The following is a 14,513-nucleotide window of genomic DNA, read 5'->3' as shown; positions in this document are numbered from 1 at the left end:
ATATACCCCTTATACAGCCGGTTGCATTCTATATTTGATCAGTTCTTTCAATAGGAAAGGACGCGTAATAACCAAGGGAATATAATAACCAATAAATCTTATTTAAATGCGCAACTTAAAGTATGCTTTAAGTGGTCTGATGCTCTTCGCGATCGTGCAGCAGGGATTCAGCCAGACGAATAAAGCTCATTATGAAAAAACGCCTAACGGTATTAAGATTAGCTTCAAAAATTCGGAAACCTCCATTGATCAGGATGTCTATTTGGATGTCGTGACCGACAAGATCGTGCGTGTCACTGCTGTTCCTACAGGGGCCGCTTTACCGAGCCAAACGAGTTTAGTCATCGTCGATTCACTGCGTCGACAAGTGAAATCTTTAGCGGTAAGCTCGACCGACTCCACCGTCAATTTAAAAACAGCCAATATGCAGGCTGTTGTTTCTTTGGAGAGTGGCAAAGTAGCGTTTTATGATCTGAAGGGGCAATCCATCTTTAAAGAAGCAAAGCGAAATTCAAGTTCTTTCTTAGCCAATAGTTATCAGGGAGATGCGTTTTATCACCTTAACCAAGACTTTATTGTCAATGCTGAGGAGGGGATCTATGGACTCGGCCAACATCAGAATGCGGTGATGAACTATAACCGCGGAAAACAGGTTTCGCTGCTGCAGTACAATACAGAAATCGGAATACCCTTTTTGCTGTCCACCAACAACTATGGTATCTTATGGCACAATTACTCCATTACAAAGGCAGGCGACGTGAGGCCATTATTGCCCTTAAATGCTTTTAAGTTGCTGTCCAAGGAAGGTGAACCAGGTTGGCTCACAGCAACCTATGTAAATCGAAGTAAAGCCGACGAGATCTATTTATCCCGGCCAGAATCGATCATCGATTATGGCTATCTAACGGATCAGCACAAGTTTCCAAAGGGTGTAAATCTGGCCGAAAGCAAAGTCATCTATGAAGGAAGTTTCTCCTCGCCCTACGCGGGCAGGCATGTGCTGCATTTTAAATATTCGGGTTATATGAAAGTCTGGATTGATGGTGAGCAGGTCGCCGACCGCTGGCGGCAGTCCTGGAATGCAGGTACCTTTGAAATAGAAAGAGACCTGCAGAAAGATAAGACGCATCAGATCCGCATGGAATGGATACCGGATGGGGGTGAGTCTTATTTTACCTTTAACTGGCAGAGCCCCATCCCAGAAGCGCGTAAAAACTTATTTTCCTTTAATTCGGAAGCCGGCGATGCCATTGATTATTACTTTGTTCAGGGTGCATCCATGGATGAGGTTATTGCAGGTTATCGCCACTTGTCCGGCAAGGCACCGATTATGCCGCTTTGGAGCTTTGGATTTTGGCAGAGCAGGGAACGCTACAAAACGCAAGCGGAAATTGAAGAGGTGGCAACCGAATTTCGCAAGCGCAAGATCCCGATCGACAATATTGTGCAGGATTGGTCTTACTGGTCTGAAAACGACTGGGGGAGTCAGAAATTTGATGGAAAGCGTTTTCCAGATCCTCAGGCCATGGTGAAGAAGCTGCATGATCAGCACTTTAAGATCATGATTTCGGCCTGGCCCAAAATCAATGAAGAATCTTCGGTATACCAAGAATTTAAAGCGAACAAATGGATCTATCCACGCAATATCTATGATGGTCGTAAAGATTGGATTGGAAAGGGTTATACCTCAACTTTTTATGACCCTTTCAACAAAGAAGCACGCGATGGGTTCTGGAAATTGTTGGACAACAACCTTTTCAAAATCGGGATCGATGCCTGGTGGATGGATGCCAGCGAACCCGATATTCATTCCAATATTGATCTGGATGAACGAAAGTCGGTTTTTCAGCCAAGTATAGGATCATCGGTGCGCTATTATAATGCGTTCCCTTTACAAAATGCTAAGGGCATCTACGAGGGACAGCGTGAAACAGACCCCAATAAACGGGTATTTATTTTGACACGCTCCTTTTTTGCAGGCCAACAGCGCTATGCCGCGGCGGCCTGGAGTGGCGATATTGCTTCTAGATGGCATGATATGAAAGATCAGATTGCAGGGGGCATCAATTTCTCGATGTCCGGTACTCCGTACTGGACAATGGATGCCGGTGGTTTTTTGGTTGAAAATAGATTTCACAAACCTAATGCGGTGGACTTGGAGGAGTGGCGCGAGCTGAATAGCCGCTGGTACCAATACGGGGCATTCTTGCCTTTGTTCAGGGCGCATGGACAATATCCCTACCGCGAGCCGTACAATATCGCTCCGGCAGATCATCCAGCCTATAAAAGCATGACTTATGCGATCGGCCTAAGGTATAAATTACTCGCCTACAACTACAGTCTTGCCGCAAAGACTTTTTTTGAAGACTATACGATGATACGTGGGCTTGCCATGGATTTTCCACAAGACAAAGATGGATTCGATAGCAATGACCAATACCTCTGGGGGCCATCTTTATTGATCAATCCAGTTACAGAAAAAGGGGCGACTTCACGCAAGATACATTTTCCGAAAGGAACCAGCTGGTATGATCTATACAATGGCAAGATGATAGCAGGTGGGCAGGATCTGCTTGTTGCGGCACCCTACGAACGTATCCCTGTCTATGTCCGGGCCGGATCTATATTACCTATTGGACCCGTTATGCAGTATACGACAGAGAAAAAGGCGGATGTGCTGGATCTTTATATTTATGCAGGGGCAAACGGTCAGTTTTCACTCTATGAAGACGAAGGCTGCAACTATAATTATGAAAAAGGAAGGTACAGCCGTATTGATTTCAGCTACGACAATTCGACACAGACACTTTCTTTGGCTAACCGTCGGGGAGATTTCGAGGGCATGTTGACCAAAAGAAAGTTCAATATCATTTTTGTCAGCGATAGCAACGCCGTCGGACTGGATGTTTCATCAAAAAAATCAACAGCAGTAACCTTTACAGGGAAAGCCGTACAGATCAAATTAAAATAATAGAAAACCAATTTATAAATCAAGACATATGATAAGCAAACAATTGTTGAGCAGGGGCGTGGCCGTCGTGGTCATGACCAGCGTGACCTCTTTGGTCTGGGCACAATCCTTCACAGGATCGGTTGTTTCGGCTGATTCAGGCTTGCCAATCGGGGGAGCGACTATCAAAGTAAAGAATCAGAAGATTTCAGCAAGTAGTGATGAATCGGGCAAGTTTTCACTGACGGCGAGCGCGGGAACTGTATTGACCATTACTTACGTGGGCTACAAAACGGAGGAAGTTAAAATTACCGGTCCTAATATGGTAATCCGCCTGCAACCACAAGCTTCCGATCTCGAAGAAGTGGTGGTCATTGGCTACGGTGTACAAAAGAAAAAATTGAATACAGGAGCCAATTTGAAGGTGGAGGGTGAAGAACTGCAGAAACGCAACCAGTTGAACCCGCTGCAGTCGCTTCAGGGGCAAGCACCCGGAGTATCCATTACATCAACTTCGGGTCAACCGGGAGCTGATATGAAAGTTGTCGTCCGCGGATTGGGGACAATCGGTAACTCCGGTCCTTTGTATGTCATTGATGGCGTCCCAGGAGGGGATATTTCGGTCCTGAACGCGGCCGATATTCAATCTATCGACGTACTTAAAGACGCCGCTTCGGCCGCCATCTACGGGTCGCAGGCTGCAAATGGGGTGATCCTGGTCACCACCAAAATGGGTGCTGCGGGCAAGAATGTGCTGTCGTTTGATGGCTATGCGGGCATTCAGAATGTTTCGCGTAAAGCGAAATTACTGGATGCCGATCAGTACAAGCTGATCATGAATGAGCAATCACTGAATTCGGGAGCCGCGGTGATTGATTTTAACAGCATGGAAGGCTTGGCCAACACCAATTGGATGGATTACATGTTTAAGGATAATGCAAAAACAGACAATTACAATGTTGGCCTGACCGGTGGCAATGAAAAATCCACCTACGCTTTATCGATGAACTACATTGGTCAGGAAGGAATTGTGGGTGGTAAAGACGTTTCTAACTACGAGCGTTATGGTTTCCGAACCAACTCGGAACATAAACTCTTTGATAACTTTGTGAAAATAGGGCAGCACCTCAACTTTAACTACATTAAAAATCGAGGTATCAGTGTTGGCAATCAGTACAGCAATACGCTGCGTGGTGCTTTTGCCACGTCGCCCTTGTCACCGGTGTATTCGGACAATGGCTTGTACGGAAGTCCTTTCAATGATACCTCCAATTCACCTTGGTACAATGGGGACAGCAATCCATATGGGGTGATGATGACCAATTCGAACAACGCCAATGATGGTCAAAAATTACTGGCGGGTGTATTTGCGGAAATCGAACCGATCAAAGGCTTGAAGGTCCGTTCACTACTGGGGTTCAACTATTATGCTTCGGAATACAGAAGTTATACACCCTTATACCGGTTCTCTATCTACACCTACAACCAAGATCATACAACGACCTCACAGAACATGAGTAAGGGGCATACTCTGACCTGGACAAATACAGCTTCCTATGACTTTGATATCCACACGGATCATCGTTTTTCGGCCATGATCGGTATGGAATCGCTGCGTTATCAGGGAACTTACCTTTCGGGGTCCAACTGGAATCTGCTTTCGCAGTTCAACGATTTTGCTCATGCCTATCTGGACAATACCACAGGCCAGGCACACCTGGATGAAAAAGGTAATGTAGTCGAAACGCGTACGGTGTCGGGAAAACCAGAGAACATCACCCGCAGGGTTTCGTATTTTGGTAGGCTAGGCTACAACTATAAGGAAAAGTACCTGTTGAATGCGACATTGCGTGCAGATGGATCTTCCAAATTTTCACGCAGCAACCGCTGGGGATATTTCCCTTCGGTATCGGCAGGCTGGGTAATTTCATCGGAAGAGTTTTTTAAAGAGCATTTAGCGGCTGTAAACTTCTTTAAACTCCGTGCTTCATGGGGACAGGTGGGTAACCAGGATATCGCTGATTTTCAATATGCGGCCCCCATCAGTACCTCAACAGGAATTACATCGTCCAATCCCGGAGCGCATTATGTCTTTGGAACGAGCAACAATAATATCGCTGGGGCTTATCCGAGCCGCTTATCCAATCCGAATCTGACTTGGGAAACTTCTGAACAGACCAATATTGGATTTGATGCCAAATTTGCAAACAGCCGTTTGGATGTCGTTGCCGATTTTTATGTCAAAAAGACGAAGAACTGGCTGGTTACAGCGCCTGTTTTGGCGACAACCGGAACGTTGCCTCCTTTTATCAATGGCGGTGACGTAAAGAATACAGGTGTGGAGCTGGGGCTAAACTGGGCTGATAAGATTAATGAAGTGAAATATCGTCTTGGGGTAAATGGTGCCTATAACAAAAATAAGGTGGGACAGATACCTACCGAAGATGGAATTATCCACGGACAGACAGCCATGTTGTACGATAACTCGGAAGAATTTTATCGTGCCGCAAATGGCCTGCCCATTGGCTACTTCTGGGGGTATAAAACGGACGGTCTCTTCCAGAACCAAGCCGAGATCGATGCCTGGAAAACAGCCGGGAAAGGTATTCTTCAGGCGGATGTAAAACCTGGCGATGTGAAATATGTAGACCAGAACAGCGATGGTATTATCAATGCCTCGGATAAGACAAATTTGGGCGTGGGCATGCCTAATTTCACCTATGGATTTAATATTGGACTGGATTACAAAGGATTTGATTTCTCGGTGAATGCCTACGGCTCCCTCGGAAACAAAATTGTGCAGTCTTACCGCAATCATGCCAATAAACAAGCAAACTATACCACACGAATATTGGATCGATGGACCGGAGATGGTACGTCCAATACGATCCCCCGTGTGACGGAAACTAATGTCAACTGGCAGTTTTCAGACCTTTATATTCAGGATGGAGACTTTCTACGGATCAGCAATGTGACCTTAGGTTATGATCTGTCGAAGCTGGTCAAATGGAAGTACGCCAATCAGATCCGCTTCTACGTGCAGGGACAAAATCTGTTCACCTTCACCAAATATGATGGAATGGATCCCGAGATCGGTTACGGGACCGATGGTTGGGTATCGGGTATCGACCTTGGTTACTATCCAAGACCAAGGACGGTATTATTTGGCCTAAATGTTAAATTCTAAACACAAGAAATCATGAAAAAAACGAGCTATATCTATCATTCCATGTTATTTGGGTCCTTAATTTTAGGATCGTGTTCATCTAGTTTTTTGGATGTCGAACCGATGACAAGCGTTTTGGAAAGCAATTTTTATAAAACCGTCGCCGATGCAGACATGGCGCTGGTTGGTTGTTACGATAGTTATCAACGGACGACCTCCAATGGGAGCCAGTCTTTCTATCTGACAGCAGAGGTGGCTGCCGACAATTGTTTTGGCGGAACAGGTACAACAGACGGTCGCTCATTTCAGGCAATAGATCGCTTTGATATTGCGCAATCGCAATCGGACAATAATATCTTTGACGGCACCTGGTCAGATTATTATGCTGGAATTTTTAGGTGTAATACGCTGTTGGGAAAATTGGACGGCACTGATTTTTCGGGCAATACAACTGCGCGGGCACGTATTGAAGGGGAAACGAAATTCCTACGGGCCACCATGTACTTTGATCTCGTCCGTCTATTCGAAAACATCCCTTTGCTAACGAGCCCGACCAATGAGAATATTCCACAGTCGGATCCCAAAGCGATTTATCAACTGATTGTTTCCGACCTTAAGTTTGCAGCTTCAAATATTCCTGCAACAGCTTACCCCAAATCAGCTGCGGCAACCAATGATGGCCGGGCAACTCCATTCGCAGCTAAAGCGCTATTAGCCCGTGTTTATCTATTTTATGCAGGTTATTATGGTGGTGAAGATATCGGTGTCTCCAAAGCAGAAGCCTTGGCGGGACTGGAAGAGGTTATCAGTAGCGGCCAGTTTGCGCTGGTGGCAGATTTCAAGAATCTGTGGCCAGCAGCGAGTTATATCCCCAATGCAAGCAATAATACGCTAGATATCTCCAAATATGCCGGCAAGGGAAATGCTGAGGTTGTATTTGCGCAAAAATTCAACAATACATCGAACTACAATGGTTATGTTGATGGCAACCGCTGGGTGGTCTTTCTGGGCTTGCGCGGAAAAAATTGGTCGCCTTATGGCCAGGGATGGGGTGCATGTACGGTAAGCAAAAAATTCTTCAATGAGTTTGACAACACGGATACGCGCAAGGCTGCTTCAATTATTGATATTGATGGCGAGAAGATTACGGGATTTGACCTGAAAGATCAGCGTGAGTATACAGGGTACACTATAAAGAAATACGCCCCCACAGCATTGCCGGACGGTACCACCAATACAGGTGGAGATAAGGATATGCAACTATCCCAAGACCAGGATTACTTTGTTATCCGCTATGCCGATGTCTTGCTGATGGCGGCAGAACTCGGCTCCGCAAACGCACAGAAATACTTTGACGAGGTAAGAAAAAGAGCTTATAAGACCAATTTTGTGTCGCTAGCAGTTTCAAAAAACAATATTCTGAAGGAAAGAAAATTTGAATTTGCGTTTGAAGGTATCCGCTATTGGGATGTATTGCGGCAGGGGTTAAATAACGCCGCCGCTACACTAGAAACAACAGAGGATGTTCTCAGTGGATCTGTGCCCGAGAGGGTCACTGTGACTAAAGAGCGTTTTTTGACAACGAAAGGATTTATGCAAATACCCAATAAGCAGATTACCTTATCCAATGGTGTACTGAAACAAAATGCTGGATGGAACTAAATACAGGTATACTAAGACTCACTATTAGTTGAATTATAAATAGACAAACATGAAAAAGATATTCACCTATGCCATCTGCTTTTTTGCGGCGATGGTACTCTTTGGAGCTTGTTCTCCCGAGAATTATACACTGGGAGACATCGATGTCACTTCGGCGCAGTTGGAGAAGGGAAAGGCCTTTACCGTTGAACATGACGCCAGCAATCCTAATATTGTGTATTTAACCAGCTTGATGGATTCAAAATACACCCCATTGTGGGAACATCCACAAGGGCGGAGTCAAGAGAAAAAGGTAACCCTGAAAATGCCTTTTCCCGGTGAATACACCCTTAAATTTGGTGTCGAGACGCGTGGCGGGATTGTCTACGGCGAGCCTGTGACATTCAAAATCGATCAGATGTATGCCGAATTTATCAGTGACGAAACCTGGACCCTACTGACGGGCGGGGCCGGGGAAGAGAAAACCTGGTATCTCGATCTAGATGCTGACGGGATCTCCCGTTACTTTAAAGGTCCCCTGTATTTTTACGGCACCGGCGACTGGTGGGGTAGCATCAACAAAACAGCTGCGCCTCTTAACAGCGATAGCTGGAGCTGGGAACCCGACTGGAAAGGCAATAGTTGGCTCATGCCTGCAGGCGATTATGGGAGTATGACCTTTGACCTGAAAGGTGGAGCAAACATCAATGTGAATCATGCCATGTTGGGCAAAGTACAGAAGGGGACTTTTAATATCGATACCGAAAAGAAAACCATCCGTATGACGGGGCCTTCGCCTTTACATGGAAAACCACAAGATGGGATCGTAGTCGACTGGGGTGATGTCCGTATTATGTCGTTGACCGAGAATACCATGCAATTAGCGGTATTGCGAGATCCGGTGCTTTCGAATGATGGAGCGGCCATGCTGACCTTTAATTTTATCAGCAAGGCCCTCAAGGAGAGTCTGACCGAAGATAGGTCGAATACCAAAATGAACAAATAAATGTATGTTGAAGCAATTATTTGACATGGGGTATAGCAGATTAATAGGTATATTGTTGCTATTATTGACGCTCACGGGTTCCGTGATTGGGCAGTCCAGAAAGGTTATTGATTTTAATGGGAGCTGGTGGTTTAAACTGGATAGCAACCAGCAATATAGCGATGGACGAAAAGGAGAAAGCTGGCGAAAGCTCGATCTGCCGCACGACTGGAGCATCGAAATGCCATTTAGAGAAAACAGTCCCGCAGGCAGCGGGGCTGCTTACCTCGATGGTGGCGTAGGCTGGTATCAAAAATCTTTTAAGCTGTCTAGCACCGAGCGGGGCCAGCGGATATTTGTCGCATTTGAAGGTATATACGAAAACAGTGAAGTCTGGATCAACGGGCATTTCTTAGGAAAAAGACCCAATGGTTATATCGGATTTGAATATGAGCTTTCCCCTTATTTATACTGGGATGGTAGAGACAACCTGCTCTCCGTCAAAGTGAATAATAAGAATCAGCCCAACTCGCGTTTCTATTCAGGGTCGGGGATCTATCGGGATGTCAAACTAATCAGCCGGAATCCAGTCAGTATAGGAACGAACAGCACCTTCATAAGGGCTGAGCAGCTCAGCGAAAAACGTGCTGTCGTGGATCTTTCCCTGAAAATTGAGCACAGCCGTAAAGAATCAAAAAAGATAACATTGCTGACAGCGATTCTTTCCGCTCAAGGTGCTGTTATCGCAAGCAAACGTACAACTTTGAATGCTGTCAAAGCAGGTCTACATCCCATCGGTGAGCAGATAGTCGTCGAAAATCCTGTCTTATGGGATATTGAAAAGCCCTATCAATATACAGCAAAAATGCAGCTCATTGTGGATGGTCAGGTGCTGGATGAACAGCATACCAAATTTGGCTTACGCCATTTTAGATTCGATCAGCAGCAGGGCTTTATACTGAATGGAAGACAGCTTAAAATCCGAGGGGTCTGTTTACATAGTGACCTCGGCGCACTAGGCATGGCATTTAATCGGTCTGCAGCATTACGTCAGCTCCGCATAATGAAAGCAATGGGGGTGAATGGGATACGCACATCACACAATCCCTCGGCCCCAGCGTTTTTGGACCTTTGCGATAGCTTGGGTTTCGTCGTGATGAGTGAAACATTCGATGTTTGGAAAGGCCGTAAAAATCCCTATGACTATCATTTATACTGGGACCAATGGTACAAGCGGGACTTCGCGGATCATATCAAACGGGACCGGAATCATCCGTCGCTGTTTATCTGGTGTCTGGGCAATGAAGCACAGGAGCAGTGGCATTCCAAAGCTGATGGTACCGCTATTCCAATATCGTTGGCCGCAATCGTCGATAGCCTGGATGGCACACGCCCGACCACCATTGCCAATAATGAGCTTTCCAAAGCCAATCCGGTACTCATGAGCACGGCGGTGGATTTAGTTGGCTATAATTACAACCATAACAAATGGGCGAGCTTCCCACAGGATCATCCCGGGAAAAAGTTTATCGTAACGGAAAGCACCTCGGCATTGGAAAGCCGCGGGAAATATGATTTGGTTCCTTACGATTCCATTCGTATGTGGCCCGAGAGATGGGATATCCCTTTTGATGGGGGCAACAGGGACAGGAGCATATCGGCTTACGACAATGTATTCACGCCTTGGGGATCAAGCCATCAGACGAGTTTGCGGCTAATGGAGAAGTACAGCCATATTGCAGGCATGTATGTGTGGACGGGTTTTGATTATCTCGGTGAACCCACACCATACACTTGGCCAGCGCGAAGTTCGTACTTTGGTATTGTGGATCTAGCTGGATTTCCGAAGGATGTCTACTACCTGTATCAAAGTGTGTGGACAGAAAAACCGGTTTTACATGTATTACCACATTGGAACTGGAAAAAAGGCGACCGAGTTGACGTGGTGGTCTATTTTAATCAGGCTGATCGGGTAGAGCTTTATCTAAACGATAGAAAAATAGGAGAACAGTCCGAAGATCCAGATCGGTACGACCTTGTATTTAAAGGAGTGGAATTTGACCCTGGTAAGCTCGAAGCGGTATCGTACCTTGGAAACAAGAAGGTAATCAGCAGGGCAGTACATACTGCGGAGAGAGCATATCGAATCAAACTAATGGCAGAAACTTCGATCGCGAAAAACGGCAGTGATGAACTATTCTTTGTGCAGGCTTTTATTGTTGATCAATATGATACTATTGTTCCGGATGCAGCTGATGAAATAGAATTTATGACAGATTCTGCCAACACAACGGTTATAGTCACTGATAATGGTAATACAGCCGACTTAACTAGTTTTCAATCAACAGCCCGAAGGGCATTCAACGGTAAAGCTTTGGTCATGATAAAAAGCAAAGAAAAAGGTAAAATCATCCTTCGAGCCAAAAGCAAGGGGCTTTTGGCTGATGAAGTAGTGTTGATGAGTGAGTGAATTATAATTCAACTTAACACCAACAACTGCTATTGAAAAAATGTGAATATAATCAACAACTATTAACGCACTGTCTGAATAAATCATACTTTCAGTGCGTTAAATTACGTCCATACAGGTCCTGGAGCGACAGCATTTACACAAATACCTTTATCCTGCTCTAGAAGCATTTGTGCGAGATTCGGCACAGTATGTGGTGTACAGGAGATGCTGTGCGCAAAAAAAAATTTAGGATATATTTTGTCTATTCCTTGTTAATCATTCTATCGATATTCGCTTTAATGTCATCTAGATCAAAAGGTTTTGCTATAAAGCCATTTGCTCCATTTTCATTGGCTATGGTGGCGCCATCAACACTAGCGGAAAGTACTATAATAGGCAAATCCATTATTTTACCGTTTTCGCGAATCAGGCTTATCACCTGATCGCCAGACAACAAAGGCATCCAAAGGTCAAGCAGGAGCAAATCAGGTGAATGCATTTCTATCTGCTCAATTAACAGAGTACTATTGGCGACAGTGAAGACAACATAACCTTCCAATTCTAAATATAGCTCGAGAACTTCAAGTATTCCCTCGTCATCGTCACAAATTATTATTCGTTTAGCTTCCATGTATTTTTTGTTTTTGCATAATAGGTAATGTAAAATTAAAAGTAGCACCCTCATCAACCGCCCTTTCCATCCATAATGTACCTTGATGATTCGTAATGATTTCTTTGGATGTATAGAACACAATAGCTAAGCCTGGGAATTTCTTTTGTGTAGGTTGAACCTGTTGCTTTAGTTGCTTTATATTCGAGTCGTCTTTTGTCATATTAGGGCGATAAACGACCTTATAGCAGGCTATAATAGCATAGTATCTGCAAGGCAATTATACTTTTCAGAAGAATTACAAATCATATGCCTTTAATACCGTTGACCGTATAAATGACGGGTAATTCAAGTAGTTTAACTCCTAAGAACCGTGGTAGGAAACTTTTTTAAATGGATTTAATTTAACAGAATCTGAGCGACATGGATACATGTTTAATTGAGGATACTGGAGTTATTTCATTTAACTCCTTTTGTGCGCATTGGAATACAATATATTGCTGTAGATGCGGTAATAAATAAATCAGTCCTATCTTTTCCCCCAAAACACACGTTCGATGTCCAAGGTTCATTTATCTCAATATGTCCGATCAATTCACCTTTCGGACTATAGATAGAAACACCTCTTCCAGTAAGGTAAATATTTCCTTGGCTGTCTAGGGTAAGTCCGTCAGAACCGTGCTCTATGACCGCTGTCTGACTACTTAATTTACCTTTAGACTGAATGACATATCTATACGTTTTATTCCGTTCAATGTCTGCTACATACAAATATCTTCCATCAGGCGAACCGACTATTCCGTTGGGCTTAGTTAGATCATCAGCCACCACAATTGGCTTCTTTCCTTTTCCGAAAGGAAGGTAGTATACTTTTTGCCCCGCTATCTCGGGTTTCTTTCTATCCCAATAATCACGCTGATAATAGGGATCTGTAAAGTAAATGCCTCCTTTTTCATCCACCCATAGGTCATTGGGACCATTCAATTTTCTTCCATCGACAGCTGATAGCAGGACCGTAACCTTACCATCCATGTTGATTGACCAAATTTCGTTTTTCTCATCCGAACATGAAAGCAGTTGATTCAGATGATTAAAGTAAAGTCCATTTGCACGGCCTGAAGAATCTTTAAACAACGAAAGATCACCATTTGTGCTGTATTTCCAGATTTTGTTATTTGGCTGGTCAGTAAAATAAATATTCCCCTCCCGATCCACAGCAGGACCTTCTGTAAATGTAAACTCCCGAGATATTAATTTCAAGCTGTCTTGATTAAATAACTGCGCTCTTGTGTTTATTCCCCCTACCATGAAAAGGATGAATAAGAACGTATGAGAGTACCTGCAATAACTAACTGAATGTCCCATAGTAAACTTTATTATTTCAAATTATTATTATCAATTAGCGTGCTACCATTAAAGTGAAATGTCCTATTAATATACTTGCTAAAGAATCCATATCTTGATGTGGTCGAATGATCAGATACAATATAGCTTTTATTCTTTAAATTTATCGGTAAAAGTGTCTCTTTAGCAGCGATATGAAAAACCTTTTTGAATAAAGTAGCGATTTTTATTTATATGGTTAAATATAACCATTGACTGAAGTATAACATCGCTGGTAACTTTGGGAGTTGTATAGATGTTCTATTTACTATTTCAAGTGTTAAGATCCAAATTACCAGTGCCAAATATGACTATTCCATTTAGTATTGTTTTGTTAAGTCTTTTTATGATGATTTATCATACGCCTATTACAAACGTAGGAGAGCGGCAAGTTACTTATACTGATCATTCTCGAGAGCGACCTTTGAGATCCCAAATTTGGTATCCAACAACGGATACGAATTTTAAAGATACGCAACAACCATTCGTTTTACCACCGACAGTAAAAGATGCAGAATTTATACAAAAAAAATATCCATTGGTTGTCCTTTCTCATGGGACAGGAGGCAATCGATATAGCTTATCATGGTTGGCGATTGAATTAGCTAAAGACGGATATTTTGTGATAGCTCCGGATCATTGGGGAAATACTCTCGATAATAAAATTCCTGAAAACTTTGTACGTTATTGGGATAGGCCGCTAGATATGAGTTTTCTAATTTCATCATTGCTTGATGATCCCGTTTATAATAGTTACATAGACAGTAGTAAAATAGCAGGAATCGGATTTTCGTTAGGTGGATACACCACATTAGCACTTGCTGGAGTTAAAATAGATTGTGATAAACTCAAGATAAATGCATCGATAGCCAAAAATCGCACCCAATTTGTTGTTCCTGAACTGGGTGATCTTCAAAAACTCATACAAAAAATCCCATGCAACCAAGTGCCAGAAAATTTAAAAGATAGTCGATTTAAAGTCAACATAGCTTTATCTCCAGCTTTGGGACTGGGACTTTCGGAAGAAAAACAAAGCACAAAATCTTCGGTTTTGATCATCGGTGCCGCAGATGATTCCATTGCTCCGCTGGCATCGAATGCGCTTAAATATAGTGAAGTAATAAAAGGCTCGAAATATAGCGTACTTCCAGTTAAAACGGGGCATTATGTTTTTTTAAACGAAGGAAAATCCTTTTTAGTTAATGAAGAACCGACTTTTTACTACGATCATGAAACTATTGACAGAAAATCGGTACATCGTCAAGTGGCTTCAGAAATAAAAAATTTCCTTAGGGCGCATCTGAAGTAATTGACCACTGATTTGTT

General features: G+C 43.6%; 9 protein-coding genes. 6 read left to right on the top strand and 3 right to left on the bottom strand.

The window, feature by feature from the left end:
- Positions 1-106: 106 nt before the first annotated feature.
- From J2X77_RS17175 to J2X77_RS17155, 5 genes are read left to right on the top strand one after another with little or no spacing between them, the layout of a single operon-like run.
- Entirely contained in the window at positions 107-2,971 is a 2,865-nt protein-coding gene (locus tag J2X77_RS17175) for a TIM-barrel domain-containing protein (protein ID WP_209579510.1), read from the top strand.
- 28 nt (positions 2,972-2,999) lie between these two features.
- Positions 3,000-6,137: a TonB-dependent receptor gene (locus J2X77_RS17170; protein ID WP_310081780.1), complete on the top strand. Its 3,138-nt coding sequence runs from the start codon at positions 3,000-3,002 to the stop codon at positions 6,135-6,137.
- Positions 6,138-6,149: 12 nt separating this feature from the next.
- Positions 6,150-7,778, top strand: coding sequence for a RagB/SusD family nutrient uptake outer membrane protein (locus tag J2X77_RS17165; protein ID WP_310081779.1), 1,629 nt, complete (start codon positions 6,150-6,152; stop codon positions 7,776-7,778).
- A gap of 49 nt (positions 7,779-7,827) precedes the next feature.
- Complete coding sequence (locus J2X77_RS17160; RefSeq protein WP_310081778.1) at positions 7,828-8,763, top strand: hypothetical protein; 936 nt, start codon at positions 7,828-7,830, stop codon at positions 8,761-8,763.
- Between the two features lie 4 nt (positions 8,764-8,767).
- Positions 8,768-11,212, top strand: a complete 2,445-nt coding sequence (locus J2X77_RS17155; protein WP_209579518.1) for a glycoside hydrolase family 2 TIM barrel-domain containing protein — start codon at positions 8,768-8,770, stop codon at positions 11,210-11,212.
- A gap of 244 nt (positions 11,213-11,456) precedes the next feature.
- Here the strand turns inward: J2X77_RS17155 and J2X77_RS17150 are convergent, their stop codons facing one another.
- The 3 genes from J2X77_RS17150 to J2X77_RS17140 all read right to left on the bottom strand — a co-directional run bounded on the left by J2X77_RS17150 (position 11,457) and on the right by J2X77_RS17140 (position 13,064).
- A complete protein-coding gene (locus J2X77_RS17150; RefSeq protein ID WP_209579521.1) occupies positions 11,457-11,825 on the bottom strand; it encodes a response regulator in 369 nt (122 codons plus the stop codon).
- Entirely contained in the window at positions 11,815-12,027 is a 213-nt protein-coding gene (locus J2X77_RS17145) for a hypothetical protein (RefSeq protein ID WP_209579523.1), read from the bottom strand. The genes J2X77_RS17150 and J2X77_RS17145 overlap by 11 nt, the downstream gene beginning before the upstream one ends.
- Before the next feature lie 236 nt (positions 12,028-12,263).
- Positions 12,264-13,064 carry an SMP-30/gluconolactonase/LRE family protein gene (locus J2X77_RS17140; protein WP_310081777.1) on the bottom strand — a complete coding sequence of 267 codons (801 nt, stop codon included), beginning with the start codon at positions 13,062-13,064 and terminating at the stop codon, positions 12,264-12,266.
- A 430-nt stretch (positions 13,065-13,494) separates the two neighbouring features.
- On the opposite strand from J2X77_RS17140, the gene J2X77_RS17135 reads away from it, so the two are divergent.
- On the top strand, positions 13,495-14,496 hold the full coding sequence (locus J2X77_RS17135; protein ID WP_209579526.1) for a hypothetical protein: 1,002 nt from the start codon (positions 13,495-13,497) through the stop codon (positions 14,494-14,496).
- Positions 14,497-14,513 lie beyond the last annotated feature (17 nt).

Source organism: Sphingobacterium sp. 2149 (genome assembly GCF_031455655.1).
GTDB lineage: Bacteria > Bacteroidota > Bacteroidia > Sphingobacteriales > Sphingobacteriaceae > Sphingobacterium.
This window is presented reverse-complemented; position numbering and strand designations above follow the sequence as displayed.